Source organism: Bremerella sp. TYQ1, assembly GCF_020150455.1.
Classification (GTDB): Bacteria; Planctomycetota; Planctomycetia; order Pirellulales; family Pirellulaceae; genus Bremerella; species Bremerella volcania_A.
This window is the reverse complement of record NZ_CP083740.1, coordinates 1,481,588-1,499,696: the sequence shown is the minus strand read 5'-3', so window position 1 is coordinate 1,499,696 and position 18,109 is coordinate 1,481,588. Positions and strand designations below refer to the sequence as shown.

Annotated in this window: 16 protein-coding genes; 7 read left to right on the top strand and 9 right to left on the bottom strand. The window is 52.5% G+C overall.

Annotation, left to right across the window (positions count from 1 at the left end; translation table 11 throughout):
* Positions 1–102: 102 nt before the first annotated feature.
* Entirely contained in the window at positions 103–1,032 is a 930-nt protein-coding gene (locus LA756_RS05450; protein WP_224438865.1) for a malate dehydrogenase, read from the bottom strand.
* A 223-nt stretch (positions 1,033–1,255) separates the two neighbouring features.
* On the opposite strand from LA756_RS05450, the gene LA756_RS05445 reads away from it, so the two are divergent.
* Positions 1,256–1,699: a Fur family transcriptional regulator gene (locus LA756_RS05445; RefSeq protein WP_224438864.1), complete on the top strand. Its 444-nt coding sequence runs from the start codon at positions 1,256–1,258 to the stop codon at positions 1,697–1,699.
* A gap of 73 nt (positions 1,700–1,772) precedes the next feature.
* Here LA756_RS05445 and LA756_RS05440 read toward each other — a convergent pair whose 3' ends face one another.
* Both LA756_RS05440 and LA756_RS05435 read right to left on the bottom strand, forming a co-directional pair.
* Positions 1,773–2,183, bottom strand: coding sequence for a hypothetical protein (locus tag LA756_RS05440; RefSeq protein WP_224438863.1), 411 nt, complete (start codon positions 2,181–2,183; stop codon positions 1,773–1,775).
* 4 nt (positions 2,184–2,187) lie between these two features.
* A complete protein-coding gene (locus LA756_RS05435; protein ID WP_224438862.1) occupies positions 2,188–3,033 on the bottom strand; it encodes a DUF1559 domain-containing protein in 846 nt (281 codons plus the stop codon).
* Between the two features lie 401 nt (positions 3,034–3,434).
* On the opposite strand from LA756_RS05435, the gene LA756_RS05430 reads away from it, so the two are divergent.
* From LA756_RS05430 to LA756_RS05405, 6 genes are all read left to right on the top strand, one after another.
* Positions 3,435–4,586 (top strand): DNA-binding transcriptional regulator, encoded by a 1,152-nt coding sequence (locus tag LA756_RS05430; RefSeq protein WP_224438861.1) that lies wholly within the window; start codon positions 3,435–3,437, stop codon positions 4,584–4,586.
* The gene (locus tag LA756_RS05425) at positions 4,583–5,953 is read left to right on the top strand and encodes a DUF5690 family protein (protein WP_224438860.1); all 1,371 of its coding nucleotides are present in this window, start codon (positions 4,583–4,585) and stop codon (positions 5,951–5,953) included. The genes LA756_RS05430 and LA756_RS05425 overlap by 4 nt, the downstream gene beginning before the upstream one ends.
* 67 nt (positions 5,954–6,020) lie before the next feature.
* On the top strand, positions 6,021–6,872 hold the full coding sequence (locus LA756_RS05420; RefSeq protein ID WP_224438859.1) for a polyphosphate kinase 2 family protein: 852 nt from the start codon (positions 6,021–6,023) through the stop codon (positions 6,870–6,872).
* Positions 6,873–6,970: 98 nt separating this feature from the next.
* On the top strand, positions 6,971–9,802 hold the full coding sequence (locus LA756_RS05415; RefSeq protein ID WP_224438858.1) for a PSD1 and planctomycete cytochrome C domain-containing protein: 2,832 nt from the start codon (positions 6,971–6,973) through the stop codon (positions 9,800–9,802).
* Positions 9,792–11,189 (top strand): DUF1501 domain-containing protein, encoded by a 1,398-nt coding sequence (locus LA756_RS05410; protein ID WP_224438857.1) that lies wholly within the window; start codon positions 9,792–9,794, stop codon positions 11,187–11,189. The genes LA756_RS05415 and LA756_RS05410 overlap by 11 nt, the downstream gene beginning before the upstream one ends.
* 19 nt (positions 11,190–11,208) lie before the next feature.
* Positions 11,209–12,051: a sugar phosphate isomerase/epimerase gene (locus tag LA756_RS05405; protein ID WP_224438856.1), complete on the top strand. Its 843-nt coding sequence runs from the start codon at positions 11,209–11,211 to the stop codon at positions 12,049–12,051.
* Between the two features lie 12 nt (positions 12,052–12,063).
* On the opposite strand, the gene LA756_RS05400 is transcribed toward LA756_RS05405, so the two are convergent.
* The 6 genes from LA756_RS05400 to LA756_RS05375 all read right to left on the bottom strand — a co-directional run bounded on the left by LA756_RS05400 (position 12,064) and on the right by LA756_RS05375 (position 17,998).
* Positions 12,064–13,149: a Gfo/Idh/MocA family protein gene (locus LA756_RS05400; protein WP_224438855.1), complete on the bottom strand. Its 1,086-nt coding sequence runs from the start codon at positions 13,147–13,149 to the stop codon at positions 12,064–12,066.
* Between the two features lie 141 nt (positions 13,150–13,290).
* Positions 13,291–14,307, bottom strand: a complete 1,017-nt coding sequence (locus tag LA756_RS05395; RefSeq protein ID WP_224438854.1) for a CPBP family intramembrane glutamic endopeptidase — start codon at positions 14,305–14,307, stop codon at positions 13,291–13,293.
* A gap of 12 nt (positions 14,308–14,319) precedes the next feature.
* Complete coding sequence (gene pgsA, locus LA756_RS05390) at positions 14,320–14,949, bottom strand: CDP-diacylglycerol--glycerol-3-phosphate 3-phosphatidyltransferase (RefSeq protein WP_224438853.1); 630 nt, start codon at positions 14,947–14,949, stop codon at positions 14,320–14,322.
* A gap of 48 nt (positions 14,950–14,997) precedes the next feature.
* Positions 14,998–16,419, bottom strand: coding sequence for a 30S ribosomal protein S12 methylthiotransferase RimO (gene rimO, locus LA756_RS05385; protein ID WP_224438852.1), 1,422 nt, complete (start codon positions 16,417–16,419; stop codon positions 14,998–15,000).
* A gap of 73 nt (positions 16,420–16,492) precedes the next feature.
* Entirely contained in the window at positions 16,493–17,296 is an 804-nt protein-coding gene (locus LA756_RS05380) for a hypothetical protein (protein WP_224438851.1), read from the bottom strand.
* Positions 17,297–17,998 carry a PTS sugar transporter subunit IIA gene (locus LA756_RS05375; RefSeq protein ID WP_224438850.1) on the bottom strand — a complete coding sequence of 234 codons (702 nt, stop codon included), beginning with the start codon at positions 17,996–17,998 and terminating at the stop codon, positions 17,297–17,299. It abuts the gene before it with no gap.
* Positions 17,999–18,109: the final 111 nt, after the last annotated feature.

The following is an 18,109-nucleotide window of genomic DNA, read 5'->3' as shown; positions in this document are numbered from 1 at the left end:
TAGATAAGTGACGGAACGAACCGTTTTCATTTGATTAGTCGCACTGCCACGGGGTTGGCATCGTTCGGATTGTACCGATTGTCTCGGAAATAGGGCTTTGGGCTAAGCCTCAGACCAAACCGACGCAAGACGTTTGTTGACGCTCTTCAAGTGCTCGGCAGAGTAACGCAACTGAGCCTGCTCTTCCTCGTTGAGCGAGATGCTTAAGACTTGGGCGATTCCCTCTTTGCCGATAACCGCCGGGAGCGATAAGCAGACGTCGTCGATTCCGTAATAACCATCGACCAATGTCGAGACTGGCATGGTGTGATGCGAATTATGTCGAATCGCATGAAGGATCATCGCAGCGGCACTCGCGACGGCAAAATTGGTATACCCTTTGGCCAGAAAGACCTCGGGGGCAACGCTTAGTGTTTTTTCAAAGGCCCGTTTGACTTCCGGATCCTTACCCATGTGCCAACCGCCAGCGTAGACAGCGCTGAGTGCGGGAAACTGCGATTCGCCATGCTCGCCGAGCACGTACGCGCGAATATCGTCTGAATTGATTTCGTAATGGGCAGATAATAACGAGCGAAATCTGGCACTGTCGATCAATGTGCCGGTTCCCAAAACGCGATGCCGATCGAGACCGGTAAGTTTCAGCGTCGCATAGGTAAGTACGTCTACGGGATTCGAGACGACAAGAAAAATGGCGTTCCGGTTTTGCCGAGCGAGCTGAGGGACCGTTTGTTGAAACAGTCGTGCATTGGGTTCGGCCGAAGCGATTCGATCCAAAGCGTGCCCCCCCTGCTCTGCCGGTTGAGCGAGGGCAAGAACAACGACATCTGCGTCACAAGCGGCGTCGATGTCGCCGCTTCGGACCGTTACGCGGCTGGGGCCCAATGCGGCGGCGTGTTGCAGATCGAGTGCTTCGCCCCTGACGCGTTCCTTGTTACGGCCGATGAGAACGAGTTCAGTAGCGAGACCCTTTAGAACGATCGAGTACGCCAGTGTGACACCAACTCGACCAACACCCACGATCGAAACCTTCATCGGAACCCTTTCCCTACAAGAAGCAAAGCTTCAATCTGCCGGACGATCGCGAAAAGCTCAAGTAGTGCAACGTAAAAATTAGCGCAAGATCGAAAGACGGTCGATGGAAGCAGGAAATTGTCGGGATAAATTGAACCTGGCGGCGAATCACCAGTTTGCAAGTGCATTGCAAGTACGGTACAATTTGGAGGTCCCATCCTCTCAGCATGCGAGTAATATCACCATGGCACGTAAACGAAAATCTGGCTTTTCGATGGAAGCCGCTAAAACGCTACTTCGTGGAGCTGGACTGCGTTGTACCGCCGCCCGAATTGCCGTCGTGCAGACGTTGGGTGACCATCAAACTCCCTTGAGTCCGAACGAAGTGGCGGACGAGTTGGCAGAGTTCGGTTTCGATAAGTCGACGATCTATCGCTCGTTGACCGAATTGGACGAATCGGGGATCGTTACGCGACTCGATTTAGGAGATGCCATTCGACGTTTCGAGTTGCTCCCTTCCGGTGCGGAAGGTCGTTCAGAGCATCCGCACTTCATGTGCGTCGACTGTGGCAAAGTGATGTGCCTGTCTGGGTTTCAAGTCGAACTGGTTCCGGAAAACCCAAAACAAAAGCCGCCAGGAGAGTTTGCGGAAGTATTGCTCAAGGGACACTGCAACGCTTGTTTGTAGTCGAACTTCGAATCGCAAAAAGGCCGCCACTTAGATCTCGTCGAAGTAGCGGCCTGGCGGATTGTTGGTTTTCTTAGCGATCCAGTTCGATGTTTAAATCGTGAGATTCAGGGGTGATCTCGAATTGGAGCCCCGACGAATCAACGTCGCCATAGCGATTGGGAATGGACACAGGCTGCGGACGAGCACCCCGCTCGCGATCGCTTTCCTGATTTGCGACACGACGACGCTTCGGAACGTTTACCGCTACGCGAAATTCGCCGGGAACGACCTGGCCGACGACGAAGCTACCGTCCGAATGGATTTCGCCATAAGCTCTTTTGCCCTTTGCATCGGTGAATATGATGGCTCCCTGATTGAGCGGTTTGCCGTCGATCGAGATGTTGCCGGAAACATCCACGGGCGAAGGACCCGCCGAGCCACATCCGATCGAGCAGATAGCGAGTGTGATCAGGATTAGCGACATCGAATGATTGGTCAGCATGGACTTATTCAAAGCTGCTTACCTCCCCTTGATCGGGTGTGCAAAGTGCCCACCAAACGTCCTCGTCGATAGTCGCGTTGAGATGTCGAGTACTTCCGTCGCCGAGGGTGATCAAGATGCCACTAGACCGCGGACTTTGAGCAAGCTGAGGATTGCAAGTCGCACTTGCATTGCCGGAGGTTGGATTGACTTGGAACTTGGATGCTGGGCCTGTAATGTAGGCGGCAAAGACGGGGTTCCATTCATACCAGCCCGCGTCACCGTACGCCCAAATGTTGTAGTACAGCGTCGACGTTTCGCACTTGGTGAACTTCTCGGCATAGAAGATCGTGTTGGACGTACCGTCGGTGATACTTCCCAAGTCGTTTGATTGATCATCGCCTGAGTCGATATGCCCCATGGCCGTGTAATTAGCGGCGAAGCCGGTGACGCCATAGTCTCCCCAGCCGGCATCGGTCAGCGTTGGGTTACCACCGTTGGTCCAGTCGGTTGGGTTGGTGTAAAGCGGAACCGGTTCGCGATACGCAGCATAGAAGTCGCCGGAATCAAATGCTTGACGTCCCAGAGCGCTTTGTTCGACGTATGGCAAAATGAGAAGAAGCGCCGATCCGCGATTGTATTTCTCACCGGTTGCGGTGACGACAGAGGGAGGCAAGTCGCCGAATACATCGTGAAAGTTATGGGTGGCGAGGCCAATCTGCTTGAACTTATTCATCGTTTCCATACGCCGAGCGGCATCGCGTGCTTGTTGCACGGCCGGCAGCAGTAAGGCAATCAGGACACCAATAATGGCGATCACCACAAGAAGTTCGACTAGGGTGAATGCCTTTTGCATTCGGTAACGAGACATGCTGAGTTCCCCAAATATGAACGAAATGAATGTGTGAATTCGTCCCCCACGAATTCCTTCGATGCCAGGCAGTCGGCAACTGCATAAGTGCAACAGAGGCATTGCCACGGTAGCGACGACTGCTCGCAACGGTTGCCATTTTGCGAATCTATGTTGGAGACTCCACGGCCATTTGCGCAATGTTCGAGACGATTCGCGCAATAAGGCTTAAATTCACATTTTTCTCCTTGAATGTGTTAACGTATCGTTAAGGGCCGCTTAATTTCGAGCGCAGACATGGCCAAAGCATGCGTATTGCACGATACTGCGTAGCTCACCACCCATCCATGCGAAAGATATAATGACGAAATGCGCAGCCCGAGTACTGCCTGAGAAGATCGATAGGTAACGAAGTATTTCGCATGAAAAACGTGATCGTCCTGATAGAAACGTCAACTGGATGGGGCTCTGGGATGGTGCGCGGAGTGGGAACCTATCTCGATGAATGTGGCGAACCTTGGAATGTCTTTCTAGAACCACGCGGTAAGTTCGAGCCTCTGCGACTTCCGAAAGGTTGGGATGCCGATGGCGTGATCGGGCGTGTCAACAATGCGCAGCTTGCCAACGAAATCTTGGCGGCAGAAATTCCGTGCGTGAATGTGTCTTGGTACGACTACGGTCCAGGTTCGATCGCGCGATGTACATTGGATGAAGAAGAGAGCGGAAGGCTGGCCGCGAAATACTACTTAGAGAAAAAGTACACCCATTTCGCCTACTGTGGTTCGCATTGGCGTCCAAATTACGACGACTTGTTCGGCCGCGCTTATTCGCAGTTTCTGGCCAAAGCGGGATACCAGTGCCATACCTACCCCGCGACAGGGATCGATCGCGATGAGCCATGGATTGACCAGATTCGAACTTTGGGAAAATGGTTGATAACGTTACCGACTCCCTGTGCGATCTTGGCCATCGATACCCAGACATCTCGTCAGTTGATCGAGGCCGCGAAGTACGTTGGACTTGGTGTCCCGGAGTCGATTGCTGTACTGGCAGCTGAGTATGACGAGATCGCTAGTAGCATCACGCGTCCCAAGCTTTCAATGCTGGACAACGCGGCAGAAAGCGTCGGCTACCAAGCCGCTTCCCTGCTCGATCGTATTATGCAGGGAGAAGAAGATGGAAGTGCCGTGGTGACGATATCTCCAACCAACGTTATTTCCGAGCAGTCAACTGATTGGACAGTCCTTCCCGATGATCGGCTGGTTAGTGCTTTGCGTTTTGTTCGGGACAATTATCATCGGCCGATTCAGGTTGCCGATCTCGCCGAACAAGCAGGCACATCGCGGCGATTGTTAGAGCAGCTGTTCGACCGGTATCTAGATGTATCGCCAAGTAAACAGATCATGTCGGTTCGGCTCGATATGGCCAAACAACTGTTGGATCGATCGGTACTGTCGATTGCCGATATTGCAGCGCGATGTGGTTTTGACTCGCCGGAAGTGATGTGCCGCGCATTCCGTCGCGAACTCGACGTCTCGCCGAGCCAGTACCGCAGAAGCAGACGAATCTCATGAATTGGACACGCGGAAATCAAGGACTTCACGATTTCCTGGAGCGTTCCAGCGCTTGGACCACTATCCTGTTTGCCTCGGTGACATCCTTCACAGTTTACTTCTGCATGTATGCGTTTCGTAAACCGTTGGCAGTCGCTACGTATGCTGGATATGAATTTGCTGACACAGGCGTCGAGTTGAAGACCGCCCTCGTGCTTAGCCAGTTGTTTGGCTACGTGATTTCCAAATACGTTGGAATCAAGTTTTGTTCGCAGTTGAAACGAGAGCAACTATTCGTCGCAACAATCAGCCTGGTTGTTTTCGCAGAGCTGGCATTGCTCGGTTTCGCGATCTTACCGATGAACTGGAAAGTCGTCGCCATCTTCGGTAACGGGCTGCCGCTGGGCATGGTCTGGGGATTGGCGATGCGGTACCTCGAAGGTCGTCGTGCGACAGAATTGCTCGTCGCAACGCTAAGCTGCTCGTATATTGTCGCGACGGGAATCGTCAAAGATGCCGGACGCTGGATGTTGGATTACGTTGCCGTCGATCCGTTTTGGATGCCATTCTGCGTTGGCCTCCTGTTTCTGCCTCCGTTGATTTTGTCTGCCTGGCTGTTGGATGCTTTGCCGAAGCCTTCGAAACAAGATCAGCTTGAGCGTTCGGAGCGGAAGGCAATGTCGACCCGCGAGCAATGGAATTTCTTAGCTCACTTCTCGACCGGACTCGTGATGCTTAGTTTTGTTTATGTTCTATTGACGGCATTTCGTGACTTTCGTGACAACTACGCGATTGAAATTCTTAAAGAGCTTGATCTGGCAAAGATCCCTGGGATCTTCACTCAGATAGAGTTTGTCAGTGCGGTAGTTATCACGATCACGCTCGGAATGCTCAGCCTGTTTCGTCATAACCGGCATGCTTTGCTGGCGACTTTCGCCATCATGCTGGTCGGTTCGCTACTGATGGGTGCAAGCACGTTGGCACTTCAGTCGGGATGGCTCGGCGGTCTGAGCTGGATGATGCTTGTCGGGCTGGGGGCCTATTTGGCATACGTCCCTTACACGGTTCTCTTCGATCGAATTTTTGCCGCGACAAAGGCAACCGGCACATCTGTCTTCGCGATTTACCTGATCGATTCACTTGGCTACACCGGATCGGCAGGTATTCAAATTTACAAAGACCTTTGGGAATCTGAGCAGTCTCGTCTCAGTTTCTTTATCAACTTCTCGTTGGTGATGTCGTGCGTTGGATTTGTCTCGCTCCTTATTAGTGGATGGTATTTTATTCGCGAAGAGAGAATCGCCAGAGAGCGTGCGGATGACGCGAGCCAGGAATGCACGACGGAAAGCTTGGAAGCTGCTGAACACGAGCCTTCTAAAATTGGCTAGGGAAAATGGCCGAAAGCCGCTAAAACACAGGAAGCAAACCGCATTGTTTTAGCCCGCAAGGTCCACCATGAATTTCTACGAGCAGTTTCGTGTACAGCCCAATAGCAAGCTGAATTTGGATAAAGTCGATCCATCCGCCAAAGAGCTTTACGACAATCGCGAAGAGGCCGAGGCAGAATTGCTGCGGATGCGCGATCGCATTCGAGAATTGCAGTATCAACTGTATGCCGAGCGGAAACGTTCGCTATTGATTTGTTTGCAAGGGCGCGACGCCGCGGGAAAAGATGGCACGATCCGACACGTGCTGCGTGCGATGAATCCGCAAGGATGCGCCGTCACGAGTTTCAAAGTACCATCAACGGAAGAGTCGGAACATGACTTTCTTTGGAGATGTCACAAGGCCACACCTCGCTTTGGCCATGTCGCGGTGTTTAATCGTTCGCACTACGAAGAAGTATTGATCCAGCGTGTTCATAACATGGTGCCTAAGAAAGTTTGGCAGCGTCGATACGAGCAGATCAACAACTTTGAAAAAATGCTTTGGGAAAACGGCACGCACATTTTGAAGTTCTATCTGCATATCGACGAGGAAGAACAACTCGAGCGTTTCAAGAAGCGGTTAGACAAGCCTGCGAAGCATTGGAAAATTAGCGATGCTGACTACTCGGAACGTCCTTTCTGGAACGAATACAGTCGAGCCTTTGAGGATGCTTTGACCAAGTGCAGTCCAGAGCATGCCCCTTGGTTCATCATTCCTGCGAATCGAAAATGGTTCCGAAACTTTGTGGTTGCCAAGATTTTGATTACCGCGCTTGAATCGTTTGATATGTCGTTTCCGGAACCGACAGTCGATCTTCAGGAAATTCGTCAGCATTATCACGATGAATTAGAGAAACTGCGGCGGGGTGAAAAGCGGTAAGGGAAAAATCGACTTCTCGTGACAAATTTCTTTCTTCTCTCTATACTGAAGGACAACTTCCTACCTAACCACATTGCGCTCCATTCCTGGTAAGCCCCATGCGAACGGTCTTCTTCTCGGCCCTAGCTCGGCATCTTGTTCCTATATGCCTATTGGCTTTTGTTGCGCCGGTGTCGGCAGACGAATACGAAGCCGAGACGCTTTTCGTACGTCGCGTTGCGCCCTTGTTGGCCGATAAGTGTCTGGCCTGCCATGGTCGAAATGAAGATGAAATCGAGGGCGGGCTCGATCTGCGTTCGCTCGAAGCGTTGCTGGCGGGGGGCGATAGTGGCGAGCCTGCAATCAGTGCAGGAAGTCCTGAGTTTAGCCCTTTACTATTGGCATTGCGCCGTGACGACTCAGGATGGTCCGCAATGCCTCCGAAAGAAGCAGAGAAGCTAACGTCTGAACAAATTGGTTGGGTCGAAAAGTGGATCGAGCTTGGGGCGCCATGGCCTGATAAAGCTCGGAGCGATGAGATCAGCGCGAAGTTTGCCGATAAATGGTCGGCCGAAGATGGCATCACGGTGAAAACCGTGGGCGCGTTGTCCGAAGCGTGGGCGAATCGCAAGTATAAACCGGAAGCCCTCTGGGCCTATCAAAAAGTAGAGAAGCCAAAAGTTCCCAGCGTTGATGCTGCTTCGCCGATCGATGCGTTCGTTGTGGCGAGATTGCCGGAATGGCTTTCCGTGGCGCCTGCTGCTGACCGAGTGACGTTGATTCGTCGGGCCACGTTCGACTTGACTGGACTCCCTCCGACTCCTCAGGAGATCCAACGGTTTGTTGACGATCCCGCGCCGGATGTGCTCGCTTTCGAGAAGGTAGTGGATCGGTTGTTGGCATCGCCTCACTACGGCGAACGCATGGCCCAGCATTGGCTGGACGTCGCGCGCTATGCAGACTCGTCAGGATTCGCGAACGATTTTGAACGGGGCAACGCGTGGCGTTATCGCGATTACGTCATACGCAGTTTCAATAGCGACAAACCCTACGATCAATTTGTACGTGAACAGATCGCCGGTGATGAAATAGATCCAGACAATTCAGAAGCGATTGTTGCAACCGGATTTCTACGTATGGGGCCGTGGGAATTGACTGGGATGGAAGTTGAGAAAATCGCCCGACAGCGTTTTCTGGATGACGTCACCAACAGCGTCGGTGAAACATTCCTGGCGCATTCACTTCAGTGTGCGCGATGCCATGATCATAAGTTTGATCCTGTCCCTACGCACGACTACTACTCGATCCAGGCCGTTTTCGCGACGACTCAGTTAGCCGAACGGAAAGCCGAGTTCCTCGACGTTGAAAACACTTCTGGTTTTGAAGAAGCAAAGTATCTTCAACAGCGGCGAGAAGAACATAATGCAATGCTTGCCCAGCTTGACGAAAAACAATTGGCTGCGGTGGAAGCATGGTTGGCCGAAAGAGAGATTGATCCAACGAAATGGCGTGATGCCTTAGGAAAGCAGAAAGGAAAACTCCGCTTCGGTGCGACACGTCAGACGCTAATGCGACAGAAAGTTCCTGAATCGGAGATTCCTCCGAAGCATCTTGCATTTGAACCGGAAGACTTTGGAAACGAACGCGTCGCGCGAAAGGGCCTTCAACGGCTCAAGTGGGAAGAGGATCGGTATAAGCCGTTTGCCCTCGCGGTGTACGATGGTAAAACGCCGACACTGCGTTCGGTTGGCGCTCCACTACGAGTGCCCGACGATCGTCTCAAAAAGGGCGAATTAGAACAAACATCTATCCTGACGGGAGGAGATCCCTTCAGCCAGGGAACGAAGGTTCAGCCTGGCGTGCTGAGCGTGCTCGGAGAGATTGAACATCCTGAAATTCCACAACGCATCGAGGGACGACGTAAAGCGTTTGCCCAGTGGATTACGAACCCTGACAATCCGTTAACGACGCGAACGATCGTCAACCGGATTTGGCTTTGGCACATGGGGCAACCGATTGCCGGGAACCCCAATAATTTCGGCTCTACCGGCAAGCGACCTACGCATCCACTTCTATTGGATTGGTTAGCGGCCGCGTTTGTGGAATCTGGCTGGTCGATCAAGCAGTTGCATCGCACGATTATGCTTAGTGAAGCCTATCGTCGAAGCTGTCTGCATCCAGACCGTGAAGTGCTTGTCGAAAAAGATCCTCTGGGAACGAGTTACGCGACATTTCAACCAAGGCGTTTAACGGCAGGAGAGATGCGTGATGCGATGCTGTTTGCGACGGGGGAACTAAACCCTGAGCTAGGTGGCATTCCTTGTCGGCCAGAGATGAATTTGGAGGCAGCACTGCAACCGCGTCAGGTGATGGGAACATTTGCTTCTGCTTGGACTCCCAATCCTCTTCCTGAACAACGCCATCGTCGTTCGATCTATGCCCTTAAAATTCGTGGCTTGCCAGATCCTTTTCGTGAAGTGTTCAATGCGCCAGGGCCTGATTTCTCTTGTGAGATGCGGACGGAGTCGACGGTGACGCCTCAGGTGTTTGCACTTTTCAATGGCCACGTTTCGTACGATCGCGCACTCGCACTTTCCAATCGGGTTCTTCAGGAAGGTCATCAAGGAAAGCAGGCTATCGATCGGGTATTCCAATTGGCCTATGGACGCAATCCAACCCACGAAGAGTCCGCCGCTTGCCTGCAGCATTGGACCGAGATGGTGGCACTGCAACGGGACCGAGAACTTATACCGCAAGAAGCACCCCTCGTTGTCCGCCGCGATGCGGTTGAAGAAAACACTGGAGAGAAGTTTTCTTTCAACGAGACATTGTATGCGTATGAAGATTTCGTTCCCGATCTTCAACCATCTCAAGTGGATGCCAATACACGGGCACTAGCCGATGTTTGTCTCGCGATCTTTAACTCCAACGAGTTCGTTTATGTTTACTAATCGAGTGCCCGGTCGACGCGAGTTTTTGTACGGACTAGGGGCAACGCTAGGTAGCGTGGCGTTTAGTTCGCTCCTAGCCGCGGAAGAAAGCAACTCTGACGCTCTAAGTCAGAAAGCTCATTTCCTTGCCAAGGCGAAGAACTGCATCTTTCTGACGATGGAAGGCGGCCCGTCGCATATCGATACGTTCGATCCCAAACCGCAACTCGAAAAGCTGCACTTAAAAGAGTTCACGCGAAGTGGCGAACAAAAGTCGGCGATGGAAAGCGGCAAGCGTTATTACGTACAAAGCCCATTCAAATTTCGTAAAGTGGGACAGTCTGGCGCTGATATGGCGGAGAACTGGAGTCACTTGGCCCACGTTGCTGACGAAATTTGCTTTTATCGAGGATGCCAAGTCGATAGCGTCAATCATCCGACGGCCATGTATCAACTCAACTGCGGCAATCGTTTCGGTGGCGATCCTGGAGTCGGGGCTTGGGTGAATTATGGTTTGGGATCCGAGAATGACAATTTGCCAGGTTTCATTGTGCTACCGGAGGTGAGTTATCCCCAAGGTGGCGCAGCGAACTGGAGTAACGGCTATTTGCCGGCCCAATTTCAGGGAACGCCACTTCGTCCCAAAGGTTCCCCGATTCTCGATCTTTTCCCTCCGGAAGGGATATCGGCCAAGCATCAACGAAAGAACCTGGACCTGATTGCAAAACTCAACCAATCGCACCTTGAGCGACATCCTTTTCACGACGAACTTAGTGCACGGATGGAAAGTTACGAGTTGGCTTTCCGTATGCAAATGCAAGTACCCGATGTGCTCGACTTAAAACGGGAGCCTCAAGAAACGCTTGATTTATACGGAGTAGGAAAAGAACCGACCGATTCATTTGGCCGGAAATGTCTTTTAGCTCGTAAGTTGGTACAGCAAGGCGTGCGGTTCGTTCAGCTCTATCATGGCTCGTGGGATAGTCACGACTACATCGAAAGAGCACACGGCAATCTTGTAGAAGCGGTCGATCAGCCGATTGCTGCGTTGATTCAAGATTTGAAACGATCAGGGTTACTCGACGAAACGCTGATTGTTTGGTGCGGTGAATTCGGCAGAACGCCTGACAATGGTGTGCGCGGTGGAACGGCCTATGGAAGAGATCACAATCCACACGCGATGACGTACTGGCTTGCCGGTGGCGGCGTAAACGCCGGGCATACGATCGGGGCCACCGATGAGACAGGAATGGAAGCGATCGAAAATGTCGCCCATATTCGCGACTTCCATGTTACGCTGCTGAGGCTTCTGGGGCTGGATGACAACAAGCTGACGTTCTATCACGCCGGTCGCTTCAAACAGCTAAGCCAGTTTGGCGGCAAAGTCATTCCAGAATTAATTGCTTAGTCTTATAGAAGGTGCACTCGTGCTTCGCTGCTCAACTTTTCTGGTCATGCTTCTGCTGTTTTTCGGATCGGAAGTCTGTGGTGGCGAGCCTGAGGTGCTGAAGCAAGATAACCTGGTCGCGTGGTGCATCGTTCCTTTCGATGCCGCGAAACGTACGCCGGAAGAGCGTGCGGAGATGCTTCAGCAGCTTGGCTTAAAGCGTTGTGCTTATGATTGGCGTGCTGAGCATGTTCCTGCTTTCGAGGCCGAAATTCAGGCGTATCGAAAACATGGAATCGAATTCTTTGCGTTTTGGCGGTATCACCCTGAAGCGTTTCGCTTGTTCGAGAAGTATGACCTTCACCCACAGATCTGGGAGATGATTCCCCGGACCGATCGTGAAAACGAAGAGCAAAAAGTGGAGCAAGCGGCTCGGCAGTTAAAAGAAATTGCCCAGCGGACTCAGAAGCAAAACCTACCACTCGGTTTGTATAACCACGGCGGCTGGGAAGGCGAACCGAAAAACTTAGTCGCTGTTTGTAAACGGCTACGAGCAATGGGTTTTGATCACGTTGGGATTGTTTACAACTTCCATCATGGGCACGATCACATCGCCGATTGGCCGGAAGCCTTCGCAATGCTGAAGCCCTATCTGTTGTGTCTCAACTTGAATGGCATGAACGACAACGCCGAACCGAAGATTCTGGGGATCGGCAGGGGCATGCATGAGCAAGAGATGATCCAAGTCGTTATCGAAGCTGGCTACGATGGTCCGATTGGAATTTTGGACCATCGCAACCACTTGGATGCGAAAGATTCGCTTCAAGAGAACTTAGATGGTCTGACTGCAATCCGCACGAAAGCAACTGCTGGGGCCAACTAAGAACTTCGAGAACTATTTGCCTGGCGACCAGTCGCTGAGGTCAGGGTCTTTTTCCAATGGGAAGTCGACACGCTGTCCGGTTGCTGCAGCCTGATAAATGCCAAGGATGACTTCGACGGAACGTCGCCCTTCAGGACCGTTGACCGCTGGTTCACGATCCTCTTTGACGGCAGCGAGAAGATCTTCGAACTGAGCTCGGTGTCCGTGATGTCCGATCGCTTTCGGGTCGGCCGCTCCACCACCTGTTTCGGTTTTACCTGCTAGACGCTGCCGAATGGCTTCATCCTCCTCGGTTGGCTCGGCAAAATCCCAACTCTTGATGTCTTCTTCTTCCATCACCGCGGTACCCTTAGTGCCGTGGATTTCAATCCGTTTCAGATAGCCAGGGTACACGGCCGTGCTTGCTTCGATAGTACCGAGGGCGCCGTTCTTAAATTTGAGAGAAGCTACGGCAACGTCTTCAACTTCAATGCGTTCATGTCCGATCAAACTGCAATTCGCGGTGATGGACTCGACATCGCCCATCAGCCAGCACAACAAGTCGACGCTGTGAATCGCCTGATTCATCAGAGCACCGCCACCATCCAGTTGCCAGGTTCCTCGCCAAGCACCACTGTCGTAGTATTCCTGCGTACGGAACCACTTCACATAAGCATCGCCCAGGGAAAGTGTTCCGAAGCGACCGTCGACGATGGCCTTTTTCATTTCCGTCGACGGGCCATGGAAACGGCTTGGGAAGATAGTGGCTAGTTTTACGTTGTTTTCGCGACAGGCGTTGATAATGGCATCGCAACGCGCGAGTGTGACGTCCAGCGGCTTTTCGACAATGACATGTTTGCCAGCTTTTGCCGCAGCAACGCCTGGTTCCATATGGGCACCACTTGCCGTGCAGATGGTCACGACATGGATATCTGGGTTGGCGAGCATCGCGTCGAGGTCGTCGTAGGCCGTAATGCCATGCGATTCGGCGAACTTCTTGGCTTTCTCCGCGGTGCGATTGTAGCAACCCACAAGCTTCGCATCAGGAATGTCGGCAATCGCCTTTGCATGAAAGTCCGCGATCATTCCGGTACCAATAATGCCAAAACCGAACGCCATTCGATTCAACTCCGCTACGATGCTGATGGTGGGCTGTGATAAAGGAAGAATCAGATAACCGACTGTGTTCCAGGCGGAACAAATGACAGCGACACTGATTCTCTTTGCATGGCAAGCATTATAAAGGGCAGCAGGCGGTTGTTAAACCGGCGGACTGGTAAGCTCGTCGCCAAAGAAGATCTGCAGCAGAAGTAGTCCCATCGATTGCCCATTGAGAAGCATATGAACAACCAGGCTGGGGGTTAGAGTTCGCCTTTTTTGGTAGATGTAACCAAGCCCCAACGCCAGGAAAAAAAGCGGGATCCAGGCCGCTCCTTGCCCCCAGTGAAGCAAGGCAAAAATGATTGAGCTAACGATAATCGGCAACACCATCAGTGAAGGCCGCTGCGGGTAGAGAACGTTGGATTCTGAGTCAGCGACGACAGCCGATTGATCATTCAGCGGAGCGGAATCCCAAGAGGATACCGAGTGCTGTAAGTCATTTTCGGGAAAGCCAAAGCGACCAAAAAGGATTTCGCCGGCAGATAGGAACCGACCTGAGAAGACGTCCTCTAGCCAGCCTTGCAGGATTAAACGAAACGCAAATTCCTCGGAGATCGGTGCGATCAACACCGCGGAAACAACCACGGGGACTAGGATCTCAGGGCTAGGAGACTCTTGCAGCATCCGAATTAACGGATGGTCGTATTCGACGAACTGGGCGACGATCACCTGGATGATGATTACTGGGACACACAGAGTACAAAAAGCACCGAGACCGAGGACCACATCTTGGAAGAACTCTCTTGCGGAACTTCCCAGAATGAGTGTCACTCCTCCACGCAGAACAATTAAGAACAGCAAGCCAACGCAAACAATCGACTGAGCAGCCATTTGTCCCCACATGGCCGTGGACTTCTGCTCGATGGTCATTTCCTCGAGTCCAATTGGCCGACCAGGCGATCCGATTGAGAAGAAATAGCTGATCAGCACTATGACCGCGATTGTTCCACCGGCGACGTCGAATAGTCCCCAGCGAGCCACCGGAGCCGGCCGAGTTTCCAGGATTGGCCGATTCTTTGAAAGACAATGGAAGATGCCAATCCACAGACTAACACTGACCAGCAAAATCAGTGCGGCATATCCCAACAGGCCCATGCCAACAAGCAATTGAATCACGGCGTTAGCGACTTACTTCGAAGAGAGTTTTCCAGACTGGATCATACGTATTGCGTCAACAATATAAATCCAGCCGGAGGCGAGTGTTAGCGTTATCGTGCCCCATAACACCAAATTAAACAAATAGACGAGCCAAGCCGGAGAAACATTCGCCAAGCCATACCAGGTGGTTTGTGCAGTTCCTTCGTCCATGCCCAGTACTATCATCGAAAGGATCGCCGAGGCACATTGGAACACCATCTTCCATTTGCCAGGCCAGTTCGCGGAAAAATCTCCACCATGTTGTTCGACGAAGCTTCGGATAACGGTGACCAGCATTTCGCGTCCCATCACGACAACAGCCACCCATGCGGCAATTCCAGATCCTGGCAACGCAACAAGAAACACAAAAGTACCACAGATAATGATCTTATCGACAAACGGATCGAAGATTCGGCCGAACTGTGTGACTTGGTTGTACTTTCGCGCCCAATAGCCGTCGATCCAGTCGGTAGAAACGGCGATGATAAAAATTGCCAGCGCCGCCCAAATAAAATGCAGCGGCAACAGCACAAACGCCACGATGGACAGCAGAAAGCGAATACCCGTCAACGTGTTGGGAACATTGACGATGACGCTGGAAGGGATGGGCTTATCAGACATGAACAATCCGCCGAGCCGCCCTTCATGTGCGGCAGTCGAAGTCTATCGCTATTTGGCGGGACCACTTGCCACGCCGACCAGATCATAGTCTTTGTACATCACAATCTCGGTCGGTACGATATCCCCCGGCTTTAATCCGCGGCCGGTGACGTAGGTCACGCAGTCGACGTCGGGGGCATCTGCTTTGGTACGACCGATGAAAGCGGTCTTTTCGCCAGGGACCGGTTGGTCGATGATCACGTCCATCGTTTGCCCGACTTTTGCCTCGTTATGATCGAACACCACTTCCTGCTGGATCGCCATCAGGTGTTCGCGTCGCTGTTCCATCAGCTCTTCGGGCAAATGATCGTCTAGTTTGACTGCCGGGGTTCCTTCTTCCTTGGAATAAGTGAACACGCCGACGCGTTCAAATCGCTGTTTCTCAATAAAGTCAGCGAGTTCCAGGAATTGCTCGTCCGTTTCGCCTGGGAAGCCGGTGATGAATGTCGTACGAATGTTCAAGCCGGGAATGATCTCTCGCATCTCACCGACCAGAACTTCGGTCTGCTCCCGTGTCACACGGCGAGCCATCCGGCGAAGCATAGTGTTATTGATATGCTGTAGCGGGATGTCGACGTAAGGAACAATCTTGTCGCAAGCCGCAATCGTTTCCAGCAGCGGACGTGTGACGTACATCGGGTAGAAGTACATCAAGCGAATCCAATCGATCCCCTGCACTTCATTCAGTTTCGACAGAAGCTCTGCCAAACGCGATTCGCCATACAAATCCATTCCGTAATAGGTCGTGTCCTGTGCGACGATGATCAGCTCGCGAACGCCATCGGCGGCAAGTTCCTCTGCTTCGGCAATCACTTCTTCCATCGGTTTGGTGGCATGCTTGCCGCGCATCTTGGGGATTGCGCAGAACGTACAGAGCCGATCACAACCTTCGGAGATCTTCAGGTAGGAAAAGTGAGGCGGCGTGATACGCAAACGCTCGCGGTCGTTGAGGGCTCGAACTGGGGCTGGTTTGAACACCGTTCGCTGCTCTTCCAGCTTACCTACCAGTCGATCCGCGACACGGGTAATTTCTTCGCGTCCGAACACCCCGACGACTTGATCGATCTCAGGGCAAGTTTCCAGCAGCGAGTCTTTTTGGCGTTCCGCCAAACAACCGGAAACAATAACCCCTTTGATTTTGCCTTGCCGCTTGAGTTCCAGCATTTCTTCAATCGCGGCGAACGACTCGTCGCGAGCACGCTCAATGAAACCGCAGGTATTGATCACGACAAAGTCGGACCCTTCGGTGTCTTGGGTCAGCTGATAGCCATCTTTGTTCAGCAGCCCCAGCATGCGTTCGCTGTCGACCAGGTTCTTAGGGCAGCCCAAGCTGATGAACGAATACTTACCGCGGGCCTCTCCCGAAGCATTTGCTTCCGTGGCAGATGTGGGATTGGGGGTATTCGGATCAATAATTGGCAGACTGGTCATGTCGCTAAGAATTTGGGTTCGCGGAAGGCGGTGCCCCTAAAAAGGACCAAAACCGCTGGTCGAACTCCTCATCCTACCGATTGGCAGAAGGATTGACGAGGGGCAAAATGCCGCAATCTGCCGCTGGTTTCAGCAATTGAGCAACATCGGAAAGCTGAAACGGTTGCCCCAGAATGGCCGAAATCCCGCAAGATTTAGCTCTGTCCCAGTCTTCCCATGTCGGCGTCCCGAGGCAGAGGATCTTGGGAATGCCATCAACTCGCTTGAAAACGTCAGAGATCGGTGTGAAATCAGCCGATTCGGTTCCCGCCGCAATTCCAAGCAAAGCAGTCGGCTTTTCAGGGGGATCATTCAGCGGCGACGTTACCCAATTTGTCGTAAAGCCAAGCGATTCGCAGGCTGATCGAAGATAGTCGTAATCGTCGAATGTCTTGGCAACGATACCAACCGTTCCACGCTTCGGCGTTGTTTCGATCGATGCCAAGAAAGCAAAGACTTCTTCCTGCGGAGCGAATGTCGGGGACAAGTTGGCGTCTGATTCCAACAGCCACGGCAGACGGTAAGCCCATTGGTACCACGCCATCCGCACGATACCTTCTGGAGTTGGGCCAGTGCGAGCTTCGCCGACGCACCATGGACCAAATATTTGAACGATCCACGCCAGCGGATTCTTCCGGCGAAAGTCTTCAAGAGACGACCCGAATGTCTGTTGTGGGCGGGACACGCATAGAAAGACAGCGTCGACGTTCTCGATGTCGGCGAAATCGTCCGTAAGAATTTCGCAGTCGTCACGGTCATTCAGCCACGATAAGAGTCCATCGAACTCGTCTGCTGAAATCGAACCGAGAACTGCAACGCGTTTTCTTGCCCAAGCCACTTACAAGTCGTCCTCGCGCTGGCGAATGAGATCGAGAACTTCGTCCGCATGATCCGCGCCTCGAATGCCCTGGATGACAGTGCTATCGTTGATAATTCGGCTTAAACGGGCCAGTGTCCGTAAGTGGGAAGGATCGTCGATCGAGCCGATCAGAAAAAACACGTCGGTCAAAATTCCACGGCTGCCGCCGAAAGGAATTCCCTGAAATGTGCGACCAACGGCCAAAAATCCTTCCGACATGATCGAAGGCAGCGGCCGACGAGGGTGCAGCAACGCCACACCGTTGTCGAGTGCGGTCGAGTGCATACTTTCACGCTGCAGCACGGCGTCGATCATCTTGGGGGCATCCCAGAGGTAGCCTGCTTGCGTTGCCACCTCGCAAATCTCTGTAATCACTTTTCTAGGCGAGCGACTTTTCAGCGGAATCTTGATCGTGCTTTCATGCAGCATATCCGAGATGCGAACCGGTTCCTCGTGCCGTCCATGCCGATCGAGTACCCCTTCGACACGTTCCAATTCTTGATCGTCGAATACACCGATTCGGTGTTCCAGCCAATGATGGATATCAGCTTTAGAGAACTTCCACTTACCAGCCACTTTGCGGCCAGGGATATCGTCACGATTGGCGAGCTTTTCGACTTGTTGTGGAGTCAAGTGAAGGTAGGAGGCCAATTCGTCGAGGTCGAAGTCTTGCGAAGGCATGCGGTCAGAATTTCGTAAAAATGTGCTAGCTGGCAAGGGCTGGGCAGATTACGGCTGGAACGTGTTTCTTGCATCACCGAAGCGATAAAACTTCTGCGGCGTGTCGGCAAA